The sequence below is a fragment of the Microbacterium sp. 10L49 genome (genome assembly GCF_056395125.1).
Window position 1 is genome coordinate 197,716 of the sequence record NZ_JBFTIW010000003.1, and the last position, 20,090, is coordinate 217,805.

Annotated in this window: 17 protein-coding genes; 11 read left to right on the forward strand and 6 right to left on the reverse strand. The window is 70.3% G+C overall.

Going from position 1 to position 20,090, the window contains the following annotated elements:
* From AC1DCT_RS08825 to AC1DCT_RS08835, 3 genes are all read left to right on the forward strand, one after another.
* Window positions 1–1,815, forward strand: coding sequence for a BNR-4 repeat-containing protein (locus AC1DCT_RS08825; RefSeq protein ID WP_477428626.1), 1,815 nt, complete (start codon window positions 1–3; stop codon window positions 1,813–1,815).
* 84 nt (window positions 1,816–1,899) lie between these two features.
* Window positions 1,900–4,161: an FAD-dependent oxidoreductase gene (locus AC1DCT_RS08830; protein ID WP_477428628.1), complete on the forward strand. Its 2,262-nt coding sequence runs from the start codon at window positions 1,900–1,902 to the stop codon at window positions 4,159–4,161.
* A gap of 68 nt (window positions 4,162–4,229) precedes the next feature.
* Entirely contained in the window at window positions 4,230–5,138 is a 909-nt protein-coding gene (locus AC1DCT_RS08835) for a LacI family DNA-binding transcriptional regulator (RefSeq protein WP_477428630.1), read from the forward strand.
* Between the two features lie 11 nt (window positions 5,139–5,149).
* On the opposite strand, the gene AC1DCT_RS08840 is transcribed toward AC1DCT_RS08835, so the two are convergent.
* Window positions 5,150–5,929 carry a DeoR/GlpR family DNA-binding transcription regulator gene (locus AC1DCT_RS08840; protein ID WP_477428632.1) on the reverse strand — a complete coding sequence of 260 codons (780 nt, stop codon included), beginning with the start codon at window positions 5,927–5,929 and terminating at the stop codon, window positions 5,150–5,152.
* A 200-nt stretch (window positions 5,930–6,129) separates the two neighbouring features.
* Between AC1DCT_RS08840 and AC1DCT_RS08845 the strand changes: the two genes are divergently transcribed.
* Complete coding sequence (locus AC1DCT_RS08845; protein WP_477428633.1) at window positions 6,130–7,116, forward strand: acetylxylan esterase; 987 nt, start codon at window positions 6,130–6,132, stop codon at window positions 7,114–7,116.
* A gap of 79 nt (window positions 7,117–7,195) precedes the next feature.
* Here the strand turns inward: AC1DCT_RS08845 and AC1DCT_RS08850 are convergent, their stop codons facing one another.
* Window positions 7,196–8,314, reverse strand: coding sequence for an ABC-2 transporter permease (locus tag AC1DCT_RS08850; RefSeq protein ID WP_477428635.1), 1,119 nt, complete (start codon window positions 8,312–8,314; stop codon window positions 7,196–7,198).
* Between the two features lie 99 nt (window positions 8,315–8,413).
* On the opposite strand from AC1DCT_RS08850, the gene AC1DCT_RS08855 reads away from it, so the two are divergent.
* On the forward strand, window positions 8,414–8,884 hold the full coding sequence (locus tag AC1DCT_RS08855) for a MarR family winged helix-turn-helix transcriptional regulator (protein ID WP_477428637.1): 471 nt from the start codon (window positions 8,414–8,416) through the stop codon (window positions 8,882–8,884).
* Window positions 8,885–9,043: 159 nt separating this feature from the next.
* On the opposite strand, the gene AC1DCT_RS08860 is transcribed toward AC1DCT_RS08855, so the two are convergent.
* Window positions 9,044–9,556 (reverse strand): VOC family protein, encoded by a 513-nt coding sequence (locus AC1DCT_RS08860; protein ID WP_477428639.1) that lies wholly within the window; start codon window positions 9,554–9,556, stop codon window positions 9,044–9,046.
* Window positions 9,557–9,673: 117 nt separating this feature from the next.
* Between AC1DCT_RS08860 and cds1 the strand changes: the two genes are divergently transcribed.
* Window positions 9,674–10,741: an L-cysteine desulfhydrase Cds1 gene (gene cds1 / locus AC1DCT_RS08865; RefSeq protein WP_441976929.1), complete on the forward strand. Its 1,068-nt coding sequence runs from the start codon at window positions 9,674–9,676 to the stop codon at window positions 10,739–10,741.
* Window positions 10,742–10,887: 146 nt separating this feature from the next.
* Complete coding sequence (locus AC1DCT_RS08870; RefSeq protein WP_441976930.1) at window positions 10,888–11,397, forward strand: glycine cleavage system transcriptional repressor; 510 nt, start codon at window positions 10,888–10,890, stop codon at window positions 11,395–11,397.
* A gap of 220 nt (window positions 11,398–11,617) precedes the next feature.
* Here the strand turns inward: AC1DCT_RS08870 and AC1DCT_RS08875 are convergent, their stop codons facing one another.
* On the reverse strand, window positions 11,618–12,631 hold the full coding sequence (locus AC1DCT_RS08875) for an aldo/keto reductase family protein (RefSeq protein WP_440734258.1): 1,014 nt from the start codon (window positions 12,629–12,631) through the stop codon (window positions 11,618–11,620).
* Window positions 12,632–12,711: 80 nt separating this feature from the next.
* On the reverse strand, window positions 12,712–13,389 hold the full coding sequence (locus AC1DCT_RS08880; protein ID WP_440734259.1) for a FadR/GntR family transcriptional regulator: 678 nt from the start codon (window positions 13,387–13,389) through the stop codon (window positions 12,712–12,714).
* Between the two features lie 169 nt (window positions 13,390–13,558).
* Between AC1DCT_RS08880 and AC1DCT_RS08885 the strand changes: the two genes are divergently transcribed.
* The 4 genes from AC1DCT_RS08885 (at window position 13,559) to AC1DCT_RS08900 (ending at window position 18,041) form a co-directional block, all read left to right on the forward strand.
* Window positions 13,559–14,776 (forward strand): aminotransferase class V-fold PLP-dependent enzyme, encoded by a 1,218-nt coding sequence (locus tag AC1DCT_RS08885; RefSeq protein WP_477428641.1) that lies wholly within the window; start codon window positions 13,559–13,561, stop codon window positions 14,774–14,776.
* Window positions 14,777–14,852: 76 nt separating this feature from the next.
* The gene (locus tag AC1DCT_RS08890) at window positions 14,853–16,166 is read left to right on the forward strand and encodes an ABC transporter substrate-binding protein (protein ID WP_477428643.1); all 1,314 of its coding nucleotides are present in this window, start codon (window positions 14,853–14,855) and stop codon (window positions 16,164–16,166) included.
* A gap of 4 nt (window positions 16,167–16,170) precedes the next feature.
* Window positions 16,171–17,151: a carbohydrate ABC transporter permease gene (locus AC1DCT_RS08895; RefSeq protein WP_441976934.1), complete on the forward strand. Its 981-nt coding sequence runs from the start codon at window positions 16,171–16,173 to the stop codon at window positions 17,149–17,151.
* Window positions 17,148–18,041, forward strand: a complete 894-nt coding sequence (locus tag AC1DCT_RS08900; protein WP_440734263.1) for a carbohydrate ABC transporter permease — start codon at window positions 17,148–17,150, stop codon at window positions 18,039–18,041. The genes AC1DCT_RS08895 and AC1DCT_RS08900 overlap by 4 nt, the downstream gene beginning before the upstream one ends.
* 54 nt (window positions 18,042–18,095) lie before the next feature.
* Here AC1DCT_RS08900 and AC1DCT_RS08905 read toward each other — a convergent pair whose 3' ends face one another.
* Window positions 18,096–20,024 (reverse strand): DUF4407 domain-containing protein, encoded by a 1,929-nt coding sequence (locus AC1DCT_RS08905; protein WP_477428644.1) that lies wholly within the window; start codon window positions 20,022–20,024, stop codon window positions 18,096–18,098.
* Window positions 20,025–20,090 lie beyond the last annotated feature (66 nt).

Here is a 20,090-nt window from a genome sequence, read left to right on the forward strand (position 1 = left end):
ATGTCCTTGCGCACCTGGGGCGCCGCCGCGGCGGCGGCCGCGACCCTCGCGACGACCCTGCTCGCCGCCCCGGGGGCGGCCGCGGACGCGCCCGTCCCGTCACTCGATACCGTGCCCGTGACGGTCGACGGATCCAACCAATCCGGCTGGTGGAACCCGCTCGCCGTGGTCGGCGACACGACGTACTTCGCCTACAACGTCACCGCCACGACCGGCCGGCACGAGGTGCACCTGGCCGCCCGCGCCGCCGACGGCACCTGGACCACCGGCTGCCTGCGCACGGCCGCCGGCGCCTGTGCGAACTTCCTCGACGACAACGGTCACAATCAGCCCTCGATCGTCGTGGACGGATCCGGCGTCATCCATGCGTTCGTGTCGATGCACCACGAGCCCTGGCACTACTTCCGCTCCACCATCGCGGGGGATGTGACCTCGCTCGTCGACGTGAGCGCGGAGATGCCCGATCAGGGCGCGGCGATCTCCTACCCCGTCACCGCGCGCGGGGAGGACGGCGACGCCTGGCTCATGGTGCGCGTCGGCGCGGATCCGCAGGGACGCCGCGACGGGGTGCTCTACCACTACTCCCTCGCCACCGGCATGTGGACCAGGGAGACGACGATCGCATCGGCCGTGGGCTACTCCTTCTACGCCGATGACCTGACCGTCGACGAGAACGGCCGCGTGCACATCCTCTGGGAATGGGGCCCGTGGCCTGCGGGACCGTACCGCCACCTCGGCTCCTACGTCGTCTACGACCCCGCCACCAAGACCTTCCGCGACGTCGCCGGCACCGAGCTGGCAGGGCCCATCCGCCCGACCGGCCCTGGTGCGACGGTCTGGCGCTCGTTCGCCGCGGGAGAGACGGTGAACACGGTCTCCCCCGACGCTCCCGCCGTGCAGACCGCGAAGATGGCCGTCTCCGACGGACAGCTCGTCGGCGTCACGTATCGATACGCCGAGCAGGGCTCGACGGCGTTCGACGTGCACTGGGCGACGTGGAACGGCACGGGCTGGGCAGATGAGACGCTGATCGACACCCACGCCCTCGGCGGCGGGATCGATACGATCGCGGCCGTCGACGCCACCCGTTCCGGATCCGAGACGCGCGTCTACGCGGTGCTCTCGATGCCGGACTGCGGCACATCGCGCAGCCAGGTGATGATGCTCGCGTCGACCGGGTCGGGGTGGTCGGCGACGACGATCGGCGCCCCGGTGTCCGGCCAGCAGCGCCTGCGCGCCGCCACGGCCGACGACGGCGCCGATGTGCTCTACCTCTCCGCACCGGAGAAGGGCACGCTGACCTACGCCCGGGTGGCGCGCACCGGCACCGCGCCGCCACCCGCGACGGTGGCCGACGTCGTGGCCGGCATCCGCGGTGACTCCGGTGGTCAGAACCTCGCACGCACGGGCACGGCGACCGCGTCGTCGCAGCTGCGCAGCGACACCGGCCCGGAACGCGCGATCGACGGCGTCTGCACCGATGCGAGCCGGTGGATCTCAGCGACGGCGGACGCGCACCCCAGCTACACGGTGGCCTGGGCGCAGGCGCAGGCCCTCGAACTCGTGCGGGTGCGCAGCGGCTATTCGGTGGGGGATCCCGCCCTGTCCGTGCTCAGGGACTTCACCGTCGAGGTGCGCACGGCGGCCGGCTGGACGCAGATCGGATCGTTCGCCGGCAACACCGCCGGCACCGTCACGGTGAACGCCGGCGGGGCGACCGCCGACGCCGTGCGCCTTCTGATCCAGACCCCGTCGGCGTCGACCACGAACGTGGCGCGCGTGTACGAGGTCGAGGCGATCGCCGCCGTGCCCTGAAACTCGGGGCGGGCGCCGTCGCCCGGCGTCCGCCCCCATCCCTCCCCACCGATGCGAAACCCAGAACCCCCAGGAGCAGATCCCATGCGCACCCAGACCGTCGATGCCGACATCGTCGTCGTCGGAGGAGGACTCGCCGGCGTCAGCGCGGCCGTCGCCGCGGCCCGGCTCGGACGCCGCGTGGCGCTCATCAACAACCGCCCGGTGCTGGGCGGCAACTCCTCCTCCGAGGTGCGCGTGTGGGTGTGCGGCGCGACCGCGCACGGCAACCAGCGCTGGGCCCGCGAGACCGGCATCATCGGGGAGCTGTACCGGGAGAACCAGTACCGCAACCCCGAGGGCAACCCGATCTACTGGGACGACGTCGTGCTCGACGCGGTCCGCCGGGAGCCGAACATCGAGCTGTTCCTGAACACCGAGGTGATCGAGGCGCGCGCCGACGGACCCGATGACGCGCGCAGGGTGCGCTCCGTGACCGGCTGGACACTCGGATCCGAGATCCGCACGGTCTTCACCGCGCCGTTCTTCCTCGACTGCAGCGGGGACGGTCTCGTCGGTGCGCTGGTCGGCGCCCGGCACCGGCTCGGCAAGGAGGGTCGTGCCGAGTTCGACGAGGACTGGGCGCCCGCGGAGCCCGAGCGGGAGTTCCTCGGATCGACGCTGCTCTTCTACACGAAGGATGTCGGGCATCCCGTGAAGTACGTGGCGCCCGAGTCCGCGAAGGACATCAGCACGACCCCGATCCCGTCCTCGCGCATCATCCGCTCCGGCGACAGCGGCGCGCACTACTGGTGGATCGAGTGGGGCGGCCGGCTCGACATCGTGCACGACAACGAGCGGATCCGCGACGAGCTGCGCTCGGTGATTCTGGGCATCTGGGATCACATCAAGAACTCCGGCGAGTTCGACGCCGAGAACCTCACCCTGGAGTGGATCGGCAATCTGCCCGGGAAGCGCGAGTACCGCCGGTTCATCGGCGACCACACGCTCACCCAGAACGACGTGATCGGGCAGACCGCCTTCGACGACGGCATCGCCTTCGGGGGCTGGTCGATCGACCTGCACCCGGCCGACGGCATGTACGCCACCGGCGCGGGTGCCCTGCAGCGCTTCAGCGAGGGCGTGTTCGAGATCCCGTTCCGCTCGCTCTACTCGGTGAACGTCGAGAACCTGCTCATGGCCGGGCGCAACATCTCGGCGACGCACATCGCGTTTGGCGCCGCGCGCGTGATGGCGACGTGCGCGGCCATGGGCGAAGCCGCCGGCACCGCCGCCGCGATGTGCGTCGCGCACGATGTCACGCCACGCGAGCTGCACGCGACCCGCCGCGCCGAGCTGCGACAGCTGCTCCTGCGGTCCGACGCGACCCTGATCGGCGTCGCGAACGAGGATCCCGAGGATCTCGCGCGCGCGGCGCGCGTGTCGGCATCCGGCTTCCGCTCCGAGATCGCGACCGAGGGCGCGGATCCCGACGCAAAGTCGCTGACCGACGATCTCGGCCTCGTGATCCCGGTGCACCCTCGGCTCGACACCTTGCAACTGCTGCTCGCCTCTGACCAGGACACCGAGCTCACCGTCGAGGTGCACTCCACCGGCATCCGCCAGAACGTCATCCCCGCGCGCCTCGAGCACACCGCCACCGTCAGGGTGCCTGCGGGAGGACCGTCCTGGATCCGCGTCGACACGCCCTACGCGCCCGCGGTGCCGGAGAACGCGATCGTCGTGCTGCGCGCGAACCCGGCCGTGCGCGTGCACCTGACCGCCGCCGGAACGCCGCTCGCCCCGGGGGTGCTCACCCTCGTGCACCGCGCCGACAACGATGACCAGAATGTGCAGATCAGTCAGGACGAGCTGCTCGTGCAATGGCCCACCAAACCGCTCCGGGGCCGCGCGGTCGTCTTCCGCGCCGAGCCGGAGAGCGCCGCGCTCGCGCCCGAGCGCGCGGTCTCGGGCTTCAACCGCCCGTTCGGGGGGCCGAACATGTGGGCCTCAGCGCCGCTCGCGGACGGACCGGCCTGGCTGCGCCTGGACTGGCCGGATTCGGTCGCCGCGCGCGAGATTCGCGTGGTCTTCGACGACGACGTCGATCTCGAACTGAACACGCTGCATCACCACCGCAGCCCGGACGAGGTCCTCCCGCAGCTGGTCCGCGACTACCGCATCGAGGTGCTGCAGGACGGATCCGGCGCGTGGATCCCGGTGGCCGAGGAGACCGCGAACCGGCACCGCCTCCGCGTGCACCCTGTGCCCGCGCACGTCGGCGCGGTCCGCGCCGTGCGCCTCGTCGTCACGGCGACCAACGGCGCGCCGGAGGCACGTGTCATCGCCCTGCGGGTGCAGTCGTGATCGGCGGCGCTAACGTGAATGGCACCGGTCGATCCCGCCCGGCCCGACGCCTGAGCTCAGGGAGAGCCGTGACCCGCCCCGCTGACCCGCCCCGAGACGAGCCGCGCCGCTCCGCACCGGTCGTGCGGGCCGCGCGCACCGGGCTGGTCGCACTGGCCGTGCCGAACCTGGAGGAGCCCTATTTCGCCGAGCTCACGTCGCTGCTCGTGCGCAGCGCCGACGAGCGCGGGCTGGCGGTGCTCATCGTGCAGACCGAGGGCGACCACGCCCGCGAGATCGCGGTGGCCGACGGCGTGGGCCTGCCGCCCACCGACGGGCTCATCCACATCCCGCGCTCGCTCACGGTGAGCGACCTCACCCGCCGCACGGCGCCGGGCCCGCTCGTGCTGCTCGGCGAGCACATCCAGGCAAGTCCGTTCACGCACATCACGATCGACAACCGCGCTGCCGCTCGTCTGGCCACCGAGCACCTGCTCTCGGGTGGACGGCGTCGCATCGCGTTCATCGGACGCCGCGACTCCCGTCCGTCCGACGCCGTCGACCGCCGCCACACCGGCTATGTCGAGGCGCTCGAGGCCGCACGGATCCCGGCGGATCCGGCGATCGTCGCCCAGGTCACGACCTTCACCTCCGAGGAGGGCGCTCGCGCGACCGCCGAGATGATCGCTGCCGTCGCGGACCTCGATGCGATCGTGTGCGCCAACGACTCGATCGCACTCGGCGCGCTCGCCGCCCTCGATGCGGCCGGCCGCGATGTGCCGGGCGACGTGGCCGTGACGGGCATCGACGACATCCGCGCCGCGCGCTTCGCCGTGCCCGCGCTCACCACCGTCGCCCCCGATCACGCGCAGCTCGTCGAAGCGGCGTTCACCGAGCTGGAGCGCCAGCTGACCGCGCCTCCCGGCACGGATCTGCCGGTGCGCCACGTCACCGTCGGGACTCGCCTGGTCGAACGAGCGAGCACCGCGCGCCGATGATCGCCGCGGACTCAGCTCTCGCGGGGATCCGCGACGAGCAGCTCGCCGACGTGCGCCGCGAGCTGCGCGCGCGCGTCATCGGCAAGGCCGGCGTCGACGACGAGCCGATCGATGTCGTCGAGGTCGGCGACCGTGGTGAGCCCCACGACACCCCAGCGCCCGTGGTCGGCGAGCACCACGACCTCGCGGCCCGCGGCCATGAACGCGCGATCGGTCTCGGCCTCGAGCAGGTTCATCGTGGTCATCCCCGCCTGCACATCCAGGCCGTGCACGTCGAGGAACACGATGTCGCAGTGCAGCTGTTCGAGGGCCCGCACCGCCACAGGGCCGACCATCGCCTGCGCGGGGGTGCGCACGCCGCCGGTCAGCACGACCGTCTGCGTGTACGGCTCATCGGCGCGGTCGGAGCGGGCGAACAGGTCGGACACGGGCAGCGAGTTCGTCACGATCGTCAGCTCGGGGACGCCGACGAGTTCCTCGGCGAGCGCGAGCGAGATCGCACCGCCGGAGATCCCCACCGCCATGCCCGGCTCCACCAGCCCTGCGGCGAGCGCGGCCACGGCTCGACGCTCGGCGGTGACCGCCGCCGGCAACCTCGGTGCGGGCACCTTCGACGGAGCGCGCACGCCGCCGCGCACCTTGCGCACGCCGCCCTCCTCAGCCAGCAGATCGATGTCGCGACGGATGGTCATCGGGCTCACGGAGAGGAGCTGCGCGAGTTCGGGGATGGTCACCGTGCCGTGCTCGCTGACGTGCGCGAGGATGCGCTCTCGTCGCTCCGATACCAGCACCTGCGCTCCTTCCGATCCGGGCTCCAGTCTGCCACGCGGGGCACGGCAGCCCCGCTCATCGCCGGCGCTCGCACCCCCGGGTCGGCACCGCGAGCGTCTGCAGAGGCAGACTCCCGCATCCGATCCGGCCCCGCCGGCCGACGCCGTTCCTCGTCATCCTCCGGCCCTCGCTCGCGTCGGACCCCGGGGAGGATCCGGCCATGATCGACCCGTATGACCATTGGTTCCCGGATGCCGAGATCGACGGCACCTACGGGTACGACCTGGCAGCTTTGCGCGCAGTGGAACCGGTCCCCGCTCCCGAGGACTTCGTCGAGCGCTGGCTCGCGTGGCGGGCGGACGCGGCGCGGCTCGACCCAGCGCCGGCGCTGACCCCCGTCGGGGTGCAGGACGGCCGCCGCGTCTCGATCGTCGAGCACACCGGCGCCGACGGCACACGGCTTCGCGCCTGGTTCGCCGAACCACTCGAGCATCCGGCGCGGATCGGACTCGTGCACAGCCACGGCTACGGAGGGCGCCTGGCGCCGCAGTTCGAGCGTGTGCCCGCCGATGCCGCCGCGATCTTCCCGGTCGCACGGGGTCTCGGCGCGCTCAACAGCCGGATCGGCGCGCCGCCGGTGCGCGACGAGCACGTGATCGCCGGGATCGAGGACGCCGATCGCTTCGTGCTCGGGCTGTGCGCACGCGACCTCTGGCTCGCGGCCGACGCGCTGCAGGCGGTGATCGGATCCCTCCCCCTCGCATACGTCGGCGAGAGCTTCGGCGGCGGGGTGGGGGCGCTGGCCCTGCCCTGGGATCACCGGTACTTCGCCGCGACCCTGATCGTGCCAAGCTTCGGCCAGTACGACCTGCGCCTGGCCGCTCCCTGCCTGGGCAGCGGCGAGGCGATGCGCCGGCACGTGCTCGCCCACCCCGCCGCACGCGAGACGCTGCGGCGGTTCGACGCCTCGACGTCGATGCTGCACGCCCGGGTTCCGGTGCGTGTCGAGGCCGCCCTCTGGGACGCGAACGTGCCACCGCCCGGCCAGTTCGCGGTCGCGAACGCGGTGGAACGGTCGGCCGGATCCCTCGAGCTCGCGGTGCTTCCCGCCGGCCACGCGGACTACCCGGGGCGTCAGGAGGTCATCCGCGCCGCCGAGATCGCGGGCCTGGCGCACGTGACGCGAGCACGCCCACGGACCGGGTGAGTCGATAGGAACGGCGTTCACGCGCGGGCGCACCGAACGCGAGACGCAACGGCCGACCTCCGCGCGATCGCGTGGCGTGTCAGGCGGCGACCAGGTCCGTCTCGGCCTCCTGCGCATCGCGGGCCGACTCGGCGAGTACACGTCGCGAGCGCGTGAAGGCCGCTCCGATCACGACGAGCAGGACGCCCGCGACGGCCCACAGCGCCAGGCGCAGTGCGTCGAAGCCGATGCTCTGATCCGGGAAGTAGGTGAGCGCCCTGGCAGCGTCGAGCCAGGCGGCGCCGTTCCAGAACGAGTGCAGGCCCGCGAAGAACCAGGGCGACAGGCTGGCGGGATAGACACCGCCAGAACTCGTGAAGTTCAGCATCACGAACAGCGCGGTGAGTGCCGGCGTGGTCCACTTGCCGAGGATCGGGTGCAGGCCGATCCCGATCGACAGGATGCCGAAGACATAGAGGGCTCCGAGCAGCCAGATGCTCCACTCGTTGCCGTTCAGCGCCTGATAGACGCCCCCGCCGATGATCACCGCGATCGCGGAGAGGACGAACGACACGACCGCACCGATCCCGAGGCGCCAGCCGGCGCGCAGCCGCGCGGTGGCCGCGGCGATCGCGACCGCACTCGCATAAGCGCCCACGCTCAGAGCCACGAGCAGGAAGAAGAGCGTCTGCCCGCCCGGATCCTGCACGGTGCCGGGGCGGACGTCGACGACGTTGACCGGCAGATGCTGCTGGTAGGCGATCGGCAGGAAGATCGTCTCCGCGGTGGCGGCGCCGGCCTCGGAAGCCGCGCGGGAGACGTAGAGGTTCGCCCCCTCAGGCGTCGCCTCGTAGGCCGCGAGGATCTTCTGATCGACGATCCACCGCTTCGCCTGCGCAGCGTCGGCGACCGTGCGCACGGCGACCTTGCCGTCGCCCTTGTCGTTCAGCGTCTGCGCGAAGACGGCCGCCTGTGGCGTCGTCCCGACGACGGCGACCGGCAGATCGTGTGCGCTGGGGGCGTGGAATGCGCCCAGGTAGGCGAACGCCATGCCGATCGCGAGGAAGAGCGGAATGAGCAGGTGCGCCCCGATCGAGCGCCACGTGGCCGCGGACGGAAGGCCGAGGGCGGGGCCGCGCTGCGCGGAGGCGCGCGTCGGGGCGAGGGACGACGGAGCGGAGGCGGCGGTCAGAGTCGGCGCGGCGGTCACGATGCTCATTTCACGGGGGACGACATCAATGTTGCAAAACGCAACAGGAACGTCATGAACCATACCACGTAAGTTGTGTTAGGCAACACATGGACCTAGACTCCGGGCATGCCCTCCGACCGCATCTCCCCCGCGCCTCCACCGGATGACGCGCGCGACGCGGCGCTGGCGCGGGTGCACACCGGACTGAGCGTCGTCGCGCGCCGCGGCGCCACGCGCAATCGCTCCTCCGGCACCATCTCGCATGTCGACCAGACGCTGCTGAGGATGCTCGCGGACAATCCGGGCGCGCGCGTCGTCGACATCGCCGAGTACTTCGGCTTCAACCGGTCGACCGCTTCACGACAGACCGCCGCGCTGCTCGAGGCTGGGCTCATCGAAGAGTTGCCGGCGGAGGCCTCCAGCAGCTCTCGCCGCGGACAGCCGCTTCAGCTCTCGACACGCGGCCAGGATCTGCTCTCTGCGCAGGCGGGGGCGATGCGCGACGTCACCGACCGCCGCATGCGCGAGTGGACGACCGCGGACGTCGCGCGATTCGCCGAGATCCTCGAGCGCTACAACTCCGGCCCGGAGGCGTGAGCGCCACCGCACGCGGTGCCACCTGAGGCCGGCGCAGCCTGTGATGACTCGACACGACCTGACGCGGCCCGAACTGACACGACCGCGCTACCTCGGCCCAACCCGACCCGGCCGGGTTGGGTTGGGTCGACGCGCTGACGCGCCGTCAGCGTCCTCGCGTCACGCAGATCCTGCACTCGACGAGTTCGCGCGCATGTGCTCGTCCAGGGTCCGGAACACCACGTCGGAGCCCCCTTCCCAGGCAGGCAGCGGATCCGGCTGACCGGGCACCGGCTGATAGAGCCACCACAGATTGCCCCAGGGATCCGAGACCCGGGCGAGCGTCACCGCGCCGTAGAACGGCGTGGGCGGGGTGACGACGACACCGCCGCGCTCGACCGCACGAGCAACCACCGCTTCGGCATCGGCGACCCAGACCTGGAACAACCCCGGTCGCACGTCCCACCCCGGCATCGGATCCGACATGAGAATCGCGGAGTCGCCGAGCCGGATCTCCGCGTGGATCAGCCTGCCGGTCGGTGTGGGAGTGCGCACCTCGACGAGCTCACGCGCATCGAAAACCGCCTCGGCGAAGCGGATGAACCCGTCTGCGTCCTGCAGGATGACGAACGGGCTGAGTGACCGACCATGGCCCGGAACGGCGGCCGGGTCGAGAATCATCGTGCTCTCCATGCGGGCAGACTACGGCGGGGGTCGGACATCGCCGGGCACCGGTGGGCCGGGTACCGCGCCCCCTCGACGGACGGCGACACCCGATCCGCGTCGACGACCCCGGCTACCCTCGTTGTCATGACCTCCGACTGGACCGGATCCGCCATCGCCCTGCTCGAGGCGGACGGGAACCGCAGCGCCGACACCCATCTGCATGTGTTCCCGCTGCCCGCGGAGTGGGGTATCGACCTCTACCTCAAGGACGAGTCGGTGCATCCGACCGGATCCCTGAAGCACCGTCTCGCCCGGTCGCTGATCCTGTACGGACTGGTCAATGGCCGTATCCACGAGGGCACGACGCTCGTGGAGGCGTCGAGCGGATCCACCGCCGTGTCCGAGGCGTACTTCGCACGGATGCTGGGGCTGCCGTTCGTCACGGTCGTGCCGCGCTCGACCAGCCAGGAGAAGATCGACCTCATCGAGTTCTACGGCGGCCGCTGCCACTTCGTGGACTCCGGAGCGGCAATGTACGCCGAGGCCGAGCGCCTCGCCTCCGAGTGCGGCGGGCATTACCTCGACCAGTTCACCTATGCCGAGCGTGCGACCGACTGGCGCGGCAACAACAACATCGCCGAGAGCGTGTTCAGCCAGCTGAGCCGCGAGCGGCACCCGATCCCGAGCTGGATCGTCGTCGGCGCCGGCACCGGTGGCACGAGTGCCACGTTCGGCCGCTACGTGCGCTACCGCCGCCACGACACCCGCATCGCCGTCGTGGATCCCGAGGGCTCGGCCTTCTACGGCGGCTGGCGCAACGGGGATCCGTCGTTCACGACCGGCACCCCGAGCCGGATCGAGGGCATCGGGCGACCGCGCGTCGAGCCCTCGTTCGTGCCCGGCGTCATCGACGAGATGATCCCCGTGCCCGACGCGGCGTCGATCGCCGCGATCCGGCTGCTCAAGCAGCGCACCCTGCACTGGGCGGGCGGATCCACCGGCACGAACCTCGTCGGCGCGTTCCAGCTCATCGCCCGGATGCTGCGCGACGGCGAGCGCGGCAGCGTGGTCACCCTCATCTGCGACGGCGGCGCCCGCTACCTCGACACCTACTACTCCGACGACTGGGTCGCCGCGAAGGGCTGGGATCTCGCCCCGCACCGCGCGCGCCTGGAGCAGTTCCTCGCCACCGGGGAGTGGACCGAGGGCTGAGCCGGGCCTCGGCCCCAGCCGGCCCCGAGGATCCCGCGGCTGACCGCGAGACCGAAACGGCGTCCCGAGACCGACGTTCTTGTCCTCGGTCTCGGGACAGGGGTTCGGTCTCGCGGTCCGGGACTGGGCTCCCCTACGCTGGCGGCATGACCACGCTCATCCTCACCCTCGTCGGATCCGATCGTCCCGGTCTCGTCGCGACCGTCGCGCACATCGTCGACGAGCACGGCGGCAACTGGGAGAACAGCAGCCTCGCCGAGCTCGCAGGCACGTTCGCCGGTGTGGTCCAGGTATCGGTGCCCGTCGAGCGGGTCGAGGAGCTGCGCGCGTCGCTGCACGGGCTCGACGGACTGCTCACGATCGCGGTGCATCCGGGATCCGGATCCGAATCGGCCGAGGCCGCGCAGGAGCTGTCGATCCAGGTGCTCGGCAACGACCGGCCGGGCATCGTGCGCGAGATCTCCAGCGTGCTGAACGAGCACGCCCTGAGCATCGAGAGCATGACCACCGAGACCCGTGATGCGGCGATGGCCGGCGGACGCCTGTTCGAGGCGTCGGTGGTCGCACGTGTGCCGGCGGATGCGGATCCGGAGGCCCTGCGCGCCGCGCTGGAGCGGATCGCGCACGACCTCCAGGTCGACATCACCGTCGGCTGAGTGCCCCATCGGCAAGCGTCGGCACGCAGTTGGCGCGCTGGACTGCACCGTATTCAGGATGGATTCGGTTGCGAGGCCCGTGTTGACGTGCACATAGGCGCCGATTGCAAATCCAGCCTGAATTACGCACGCACGCGTCGGGCGAGACTCCGGTGACGGGCGACGGAGCCACGCAAGACGGCCCGGCCGCACAGGCTCGGGCCGTCTTGCGGGCCGGCCGTCAGACCAGGCGCTCCTTCGGCGACACCTCGTAGGTGTCCTCCGGATCGTCGTTCACGACGCCCGCGAGCGCCTCGTCGATCGCGGCGAGGGTGTCGGCGTCGAGCACCACGCCGGACGCCTTGACCGTGTCCGCGAGCTGCTCCGGGCGGGACGCGCCGACGAGGGCGGCCGCCACGTTCTTGTTCTGCAGCACCCAGGCGATCGCGAGCTGCGGCATCGTGAGGCCCGCCTGCGCCGCGATCGGCTTGAGCCGCTGCACAGCGGTGAGGATGTCGTCCTGCAGGAGGCGCTGGATGAAGTGCGCGCCCGAGTGCGGATCCGTCGCGCGCGACCCCTCCGGCACCGGCTGCCCGGGCAGGTACTTGCCGCTCAGTACGCCCTGCGCCATCGGCGACCAGACGATCTGCGAGATCCCGAGCTCCTCCGACGCCGGCACGACCTTGCCTTCGATCACCCGGTGCAGCATCGAGTACTGCGGCTGGTTCGAGATGAGCTGCACGCCCAGCTGCTTCGCCAGCGCGTGGCCCGCGCGGAGCTGCTCCGCGGTCCACTCGGACACGCCGATGTACAGCGCCTTGCCCTGGCGGACGACATCGGCGAACGCCTGGAACGTCTCCTCCAGTGGCGTCTCGTAGTCGAAGCGGTGCGCCTGGTACAGGTCGACGTAGTCGGTGCCGAGCCGCTTCAGCGATCCGTTGATCGACTCGAGGATGTGCTTGCGGCTGAGGCCGGTGTCGTTCGGGCCCTTGGGGCCGGTCGGGAAGTAGACCTTGGTGAAGATCTCCAGGCTCTCGCGGCGCTGGCCCTCGAGGGCCTTGCCCAGCACGAGCTCCGCCGCCGTGTTCGCGTAGGTGTCGGCAGTGTCGAACGTCGTGATGCCGGCATCGAGCGCGGCGTGCACCGTCTTGACCGCGGCGTCGTCCTCGACCTGCGAGGCATGGGTGACCCAGTTGCCGTAGGTGATCTCGGAGACCTTCAGACCGCTGTTGCCCAGGTATCGGTAGTTGACCATGGCTCCAGCGTAGGCGTGACCGGACACAGCTCGGGCCGGATCCGCCTCGGGATGTCACACGCGGGCGGCCCCGCGACGCGTCACTCGGACATCTGCTTGCGCAGCCAGTACTCGGTCTGCGCGACGTGCCCTGCTGCCGCCGCCGACGCCGCCGCCGGATCGCGTGCGATCAGCCCGCGGACGATCGCACGGTGCCCGGCGTCCGAGAGGATCTTCAACTGCGCCGCGTCCTCGTCGTCGAAGATCCGATACTGGCGCGTGCGCGAACGCAGCACCTCCAACAGACTCGTGAGCGCGGCGTTCCCCGCAAGCTCGGCGATGCGCATGTGGAACTCGTGATCGAGCCGCGAGGCCTCGTCGTGATCGGGGCAGTCGGCGATCCGCTCGACGAGTTCCGTCAGCCCGGCCAGCATGCCGTCGTCGCCGCGAGCCGCCGCGATCGACGCCGCGTGCGCCTCCAGCGGACGGCGTATCTCGACGAGTTCCAGGATCGCGTCCAGAGGCAGAACGTCCACCGTCAGGGACAGTCCGCGGATGAGGTCGGCGGGGCGCAGGCTGCTCACATAACTGCCCGACCCGTGCCTGGTCTCCAGCACACCGAGCGCCGACAGCGTGCGGATCGCCTCGCGCACCGATCCACGCGAGACGCCGAGCTGCTCGCCGAGCTCACCCTCGCTCGGCAGCTTGTCCCCCGGCTTCAGTTCCCCGTCGGCGATGAGCGCCCGCAATCCGTGCAAGGCGGTCTCACGAGCGCTCATGCTTCTCCTTCGATCCGTTCCCTTGAGTGTGCCGTTTCGCACGTTCGAGGGATAGTTGTTCTACGACTATGAGGAAATGAGATCGTAACAGTGGCATTTCCTCGAGATTCATGCCAAAGTTGTGCGACAAGTTAGCCTGCACTCCCACCCGTAAGGATCCACGCGCACCATGCCCGACGCCGACACGACCGTCCGCACCTTCCCCGTGCGCCTGGCCACTTTCGAGCGCGCACGCGACGCGTGGCCCCTCGACCCGGCGATCGTGCACCTGAACCACGGATCCTTCGGCGCCGTGCCGACCGAGGTCGTCGACCTTCAGGACTCCCTGCGCCGCGAGGCAGACCTCAGCCCGATCGGCTGGTTCCCCCGGATCGCGGAGAAAGTCGAGGCCGCGCGCAGCGAGGTCGCCCCGTTCGTGGGCGCCGACCCCGCCGACACCGCCTTCGTACCGAACGCGTCGGCTGCTGCCACGGTCGTGTACAACGCGCTGCAGCTGGATCGGGACGATGAGATCCTCGTCACGGACCACGGCTACGGCGCGGTCACCATGGGCGCGGCACGGCTGGCCCGCCGGTTCGGCGCCCGCCTGCGCACGGTCGCGCTGGGCCTGCTGGACGATGCGGAGACCGTCGTCGCCCGCTTCGCCGAGGAGATCGGGCCGCGCACCCGCCTCATCGTGGTCGACCAGATCACCTCCTCCACCGCCCGTCGCTTCCCCACGGCCGAGATCACCGCCCTCGCACACGAGCGCGGCGTGCGCGTCCTCGTCGACGGCGCCCACGCCCCCGGCCTGATCCCCGACGCGGCGGTCGCGGGCGGCGGCGACTGGTGGTTCGGCAACATGCACAAGTGGCCCTGCGCACCCCGCGGATCGGCCTTGCTCGTCACCCGGGCGCCCGACCGGGACGAGCTCTGGCCGCTCATCGACTCCTGGGCCGCGACGGACGCGTACCCCGTGCGCTTCGACACGCAGGGCACGATCGACGCCACGACCTACCTCGCGACCCCCGCCGCGATCGCCTTCATCGAGCGCGAGCACGGCTGGGAGCGCACGCGCCGCACCATCTCCGAGATCGCCGATGCGGGTGCGCGGATCATCGCGGACGCGTTCGAGCACGCCGCCGACGAGCCGGCCCTGGTGGAGCTTCCGATGCCGGTGCCCTCGATGCGTCTGATCCGGCTGCCTCTCGGCATCGGCCGGACCCGCGAGGAGGCCGACGACCTGCGCATGCGCCTGTTCGACGAGGTCGGTGTGGAGACCGCCTTCACGAGCTTCGCCGGCGCCGGCTACTTCCGCCTCTCTGCCCACCTCTACAACGAGCCCGCCGACTTCGAGGCGTTCGCCGAGCGCTGCGTGCCGCGGATCCTCGAACTCGCCCGACGCTGACCGGCTCCGCCCGGACGCTGGCCGACCGTCCCCTCCCCTGCACCGTCCCCTGCAACACCCAACGAAAGGAAGCCCCATGGTGAAGCGCACCCGACTCGCCTCGATCGCCGGGGTGGGCATCGTCGCCCTCCTCGCGCTCAGCGCCTGCTCCGGCGGAGCGACGAGCGGAAGCGGATCCGCCGACGGCAAGGTCACCCTCCAGATGGTGGAGAGCCTGACCAATCCCGACCGCACCAAGCTCATCCGCGGCCTGCTCGACGACTTCCAGAAGGCCAATCCGAACATCACGGTCAAGCTGGTCTCACCGCCGACCGAGCAGGCCGACACGACCATCCAGCAGATGCTGCAGTCCGGCAAGGGCATCGACGTGCTGGAGACCCGCGACATCACGGTCGGGCCGTTCGCCAACAACCACTGGCTGTACGACATGACCAAGGATCTGAAGAGCTGGGACGGCTGGAGCGCGCTCACCGACAACGCCAAGAAGGCCGGCGTCTCCGACGGCAAGACCTGGTTCGTCCCCTATGGCTTCTACGGCCTCTCGCTGTTCTACCGCACCGATCTCGTGAAGTCCGCGGGCTTCGACGGGCCGCCGAAGTCCTGGAAGGATCTGCTCGAGCAGGCCTCGAAGCTCCAGGATCCGGAGAAGAACCAGTACGGCTACGCATTCCGCGGGGGCAAGAACGCCAACTCGAACGTGGTCGCGGCGATCGAGGCGTACACGATCGACGATCTGGACACCTCGAACGCGTTCCTGCTCAAGGACGGCAAGACGATCTTCTCCTCGCCTGACGCGCAGAAGGGGGTCGACGACTACTTCGCGCTGTTCAAGAAGGCCTCTCCGCCGTCAGCCGTGTCGTGGGGCTACCCGGAGATGGTGGCCGGTTTCACCAACGGCACCACGGCGTTCCTGCTGCAGGATCCGGAGGTCATCGCCACGGTCTCGGCGTCGAGCCTGAAGCAGGACCAGTGGAACACCGCGCCGCTGCTGACCGGCCCGAGCGGCAAGGCGGCGCAGCCGCTGGCCGTCGCCGGCTGGGGCATCGCGCAGTCGAGCGCGCACAAGGACGCGGCCGTCAAGCTCGTCGAGTACCTGTCCTCGGCGAAGCCTGCCACCACCTTCGCGCAGAAGAACAGCCTCGTCCCGATCATCGCGGCTGCCGCCAAGGACCCGTTCTACTCGACCGGCCCGTGGACGAGCTACGTCACCATGACCGAGCACCCCGACACCTACGTCAACGTGCAGCAGCCCCGCGGGGTCTCGTGGTGGACGGAGTGGATCCAGAAGTCCGACCAGGACGTGCAGAGCGTGCTGCTCGGCAACATGAGCACCAAGGAGCTGCTCGCCTCGTGGGACCAGTACTGGACGTCCAAGTACAAGAAGGGCTGATGTCGTGACCTCGACCTCCGCCACCGAGCGCCCGGCCGGTTCGTCCGGCCGGGCGGCCCGGTCCGATCGATCGCGTCCTGCCTCTTCCGGCGCCGGGCGCCGCCGCACCACGTTCCGCGCCCGCCACGCGTTCACGATCCTCGCGTTCCTCGCCCCCGCGACCGTCTTCGTGTGCTGGTTCACCTACCTGCCGATGCTGCAGGGCGCGCGTATGGCGTTCCTCGACTACAACCTCTGGGATCTCACCTCGACGCCGTTCGTCGGCTTCGACAACTTCGTCAAGGTGCTCTCGGATCCGGTCTTCCCGACCGTCGCGGGCAACACGGTGCTGTGGGTGGTCGGATCCCTCGTCCCGCAGTTCGTGATCGGCTTCCTCATCGCGCTGGCGCTGCGCCAGCGGTTCCGCTTCCGCGGCGTCTACCAGGCGCTCGTCTTCTTCCCATGGGCCGTCTCCGGATTCCTCATCGGGATGCTGTTCCGCTGGATGTTCAACGCCGAGTTCGGCGTGATCAACGACCTGCTCATGAAGGCGCACGTCATCTCGGCGCCCCTGCCCTGGCTCGCGGATCCGAAGCTCGCGATGTTCGCGGTGATCGTCGCCAACATCTGGTACGGCGTGACCTTCTTCGCGATCATGATCCTCGCCGCCCTCCAGTCCGTGCCGGACGAGGTGCTCGAGGCGGCGAGCCTGGACGGCGCGGGCAAGGTCCGTCAGCTCTTCTCCATCGTGATCCCGTACATCTCCACGACACTGTTCCTCACGGTGCTGCTGCGCGTGATCTGGATCTTCAACTTCCCCGACATCATCTGGGCGATGACGGGCGGAGGACCGGCGAACCGGACCCACATCATCACGACCTGGATGATCAACTTCACGCAGCAGGGCAACTACGGCACGGCGAGCGCGCTCGGTCTCATCGTCGTCGCGGTGCTCTTCGTGTTCTGCGCGTTCTATCTCTTCGCGATGCGGAAGGCCAGCCGATGACCGCGACCATGACCCTCACGACCGGCCGCGCGGGCTCCTCGCGCCCCGTGCGCTCCTCCCGCTCCCGGATCACCGCGGGCGGCGTCGTCAAGGTGGTGGGGCTCGCCCTCTGGCTGCTGATCACGCTGTTCCCGCTCTACTGGATCGTGCTGACGTCGTTCAAATCGCCGCAGACCGTGAACCGGTTCCCGATCGAGTACTGGCCCTCCGAGCCCTCGGTGCAGAACTACGCGAAGTTGTTCTCGGACGCCAACTTCGGAGTATTCCTCGCGAACTCGGCGGTCGTCGCGCTCATCGCGGGAGCGACATCGACGCTCATCGCGCTGCTCAGCTCGTACGTGATCTCGCGGTTCGAGTTCCGCGGCAAGGGCGCGGTGCTCATCGCGTTCCTGCTGACCCAGATGATCCCCGCGTTCATCGCGCTCGGCCCGCTCTACACGATGATGACCGATCTGGGACTGGTGGACAGCAAGCCCGGGCTGATCCTGGTCTACATCGCCGTGTGCATCCCGTTCTCCACGGTGATGCTGCGCGGCTTCTTCGAGAACGTGCCGGATGCGCTCGAGGAGTCCGCGATGATCGACGGCTGCTCACGGCTCGGCGCGCTGTTCCGGATCCTGGTGCCGGTCATGACGCCCGGCATCATCGCCGCGTTCATCTTCAACTTCGTGAACTGCTGGAACGAGTTGTTCCTGTCGGTGGTGCTCATGCAGTCCGAGGAGAACCGCACGATCCCAGCCGCGCTGAACAGCTTCATCTCGACGTTCAACGTGGACTGGGGCTCGATGTCGGCGGCCGCGGTGCTCACGATCCTGCCGACGATGGTGCTCTTCGCCGTCGCCAGCCGCTGGATCGTGGCGGGACTCACCGCAGGATCCGTCAAGGAGTAGCAGATGCGAAAGGGCCCCCTCCGATTCGACCGGAGGGGGCCCTTTCGCGCCTGCTCAGACTCTGGCCGTCTCGGGCGAGGCGGGGTGAGCGGAAGCCGGAGCCGGGTGCGCGGAAGCCGGAGCGGGATGAGCGGATCCGATGCCCGGGTGTGCGGGCACCGGCCACGAGGGCGCACCGGACGGAACGGGCGGGGTCGGCGCGGGGTGTGCGGGCGGAGTCGTCTCGACGGCGACCGTGGGCGCGGGCTCACCCGCGAAAGCGGTCACAGCGACCGCGGGCGCGGTCGCACCCGCGAAAGTGGGCGCGGCGGGTGCCGGCTCCGTCTCGCTCGCGGACGTCCGACCCGAGTCGGCCGGGTTGGTCGTCTCGGCCTCGTGCGCGTCGGCGAAGGCGCGATGCTGCGCCTCCTCCGCGATGATGGCGGCGCGATCGCGGTAGCCCCTCGACGTGACGCGGTCGAGCTCGACCTGCTTCGCGATCGCCTCGGCCTTCTCGTAGAGCGACGGGTCGCCCCAGCTGGTCAGCACCTTCACGATGACCGGCAGCAGCTCGATCATGAAGAACAGGGCGGCGATCAGCCAGTGCGCGAAGCCCAGCACGGGCTCCTTCGCGGAGAGCCGGTCCAGCGCCGAGATCTGGCTGAGCAGGCCCACCGCACCGGCGTTCGTGCCGGCCACGGATGCCGCCCGTGCGTTGTACGCGTCGAGTGCGGTCTTGTACGCCTGCTCGGCGGCGGGGATCTGATCCTTCGCCTGCTGACGGTTCTGCGTCTCGGAGGCCGAGGTCGCCGACTTCGACGAGCTGTCCGCCGACTCCAGGTCGGTGTTGGCCTGGCGCAGCTGCGCGGCGAGCGCGTCGTAGGTCTGCTGGGCCTGATCGAGCTGCGACTTCGCCGCGTCCGAACTCGCGCCGTCGCCCTGCACGCCGGTGCAGCCGGGCACCGTTCCGGCGCCCTGCCCGGTCAGCTCGCACTGGTACAGCGCACGGGCCTGGTCGATGACCTTCTGCTGGTCGGTCATCTGGCCGGTGATCTTGGTGACGGTGTCCTGGGCGGCCTTCTGCGAGGCGGAGTCGCTGGAGGTGCCCTTCACGATGCCGGTCGAGGCCTGGTTCTGCAGGTCGGCGAGGCGGGTCGAGGCGGCGTCGAGCGCCTTCTTCTCGGGACCGCTGGTCACGGCCTTCTGGTCGGACTGCGCCTGCACCAGGTTGGTCGCGGTGACCTCGCGGGCGATGTCGTTGTGGAACGCCTGCAGCACGATCGGCTCGGCGACGACGAACCCGATGATCGCGGCCATCAGCACACGCGGGATCGCGAGCCCGAGCAGGCGCCAGAAGTTGCGCGTGGAGCGCATGGTCGAGGTGAGGAAGCGGTCGAGATTGAAGATCAGCAGTGCCCAGACGATTGCGAGCGGCACCGCCAGCCAGACCAGCACCTGCACGCCCGTGGTGAGGGCGAACAGCATCGACAGCGCGGAGACCAGCGCGGTGCCCGCCAGCACGAAGAACATCTGCACGAAGCGCGGCTGCTCGCTGGGCACGCGGTCGAGGATCGTGCCGTCGGCGCCGCCGAGGATCGCGAGGCGACGCCAGAACCAGCCCTGCGGACGGGGCTCGCGCGGCGGCTTCGGAGGCCTGGAGGCGACCGGTGCGGGCGCGGCGACGACGGGGGCGGGCTCGACGACGGCCGCCGGCGCCGGCTCCGCAGCCGGCGCGGCGGCCGTGGGGAACAGGTCCTCGATCCGCGGCGCGGGCTCGGGGAGCGGCTCCGGCTCGGCAGCGCGCGGGGTCACGACGGGCTCGATCGGGGCGGTCACGGCCTCCGCGGCGGGATCGGATCCGGTCGGCGTGTAGTCCCGCACGAAGATGAACGGGTCCTCCGCGGTCGGGTCGGAAGGGTTCGAGGGGTCGGTCTGTCCGTCGACGTCGAAGGCGATCCGGCCCTGGGAATCCATGCGGCCAGGGCGGTGGGCGGAATAGGACATCCCTCAACCGTACGAAAACCCGCCTGGGCAACCGATGGGCGAAGCCTGTACGCACGCCGGGCAGAG

What these genes read in the sequence shown, in the direction of transcription:
- AC1DCT_RS08890 (WP_477428643.1), top strand. Translation starts at nt 14,853, where the DNA reads ATGGTGAAGCGCACCCGACTCGCCTCGATCGCCGGGGTGGGCATCGTC.
- AC1DCT_RS08825 (WP_477428626.1), top strand. Translation starts at nt 1, where the DNA reads ATGTCCTTGCGCACCTGGGGCGCCGCCGCGGCGGCGGCCGCGACCCTC.
- AC1DCT_RS08875 (WP_440734258.1), bottom strand. Translation starts at nt 12,631, where the DNA reads ATGGTCAACTACCGATACCTGGGCAACAGCGGTCTGAAGGTCTCCGAG.
- AC1DCT_RS08845 (WP_477428633.1), top strand. Translation starts at nt 6,130, where the DNA reads ATGATCGACCCGTATGACCATTGGTTCCCGGATGCCGAGATCGACGGC.
- AC1DCT_RS08855 (WP_477428637.1), top strand. Translation starts at nt 8,414, where the DNA reads ATGCCCTCCGACCGCATCTCCCCCGCGCCTCCACCGGATGACGCGCGC.
- AC1DCT_RS08860 (WP_477428639.1), bottom strand. Translation starts at nt 9,556, where the DNA reads ATGGAGAGCACGATGATTCTCGACCCGGCCGCCGTTCCGGGCCATGGT.
- AC1DCT_RS08880 (WP_440734259.1), bottom strand. Translation starts at nt 13,389, where the DNA reads ATGAGCGCTCGTGAGACCGCCTTGCACGGATTGCGGGCGCTCATCGCC.
- AC1DCT_RS08900 (WP_440734263.1), top strand. Translation starts at nt 17,148, where the DNA reads ATGACCGCGACCATGACCCTCACGACCGGCCGCGCGGGCTCCTCGCGC.
- cds1 (WP_441976929.1), top strand. Translation starts at nt 9,674, where the DNA reads ATGACCTCCGACTGGACCGGATCCGCCATCGCCCTGCTCGAGGCGGAC.
- AC1DCT_RS08830 (WP_477428628.1), top strand. Translation starts at nt 1,900, where the DNA reads ATGCGCACCCAGACCGTCGATGCCGACATCGTCGTCGTCGGAGGAGGA.
- AC1DCT_RS08850 (WP_477428635.1), bottom strand. Translation starts at nt 8,314, where the DNA reads ATGAGCATCGTGACCGCCGCGCCGACTCTGACCGCCGCCTCCGCTCCG.
- AC1DCT_RS08885 (WP_477428641.1), top strand. Translation starts at nt 13,559, where the DNA reads ATGCCCGACGCCGACACGACCGTCCGCACCTTCCCCGTGCGCCTGGCC.
- AC1DCT_RS08905 (WP_477428644.1), bottom strand. Translation starts at nt 20,024, where the DNA reads ATGTCCTATTCCGCCCACCGCCCTGGCCGCATGGATTCCCAGGGCCGG.
- AC1DCT_RS08870 (WP_441976930.1), top strand. Translation starts at nt 10,888, where the DNA reads ATGACCACGCTCATCCTCACCCTCGTCGGATCCGATCGTCCCGGTCTC.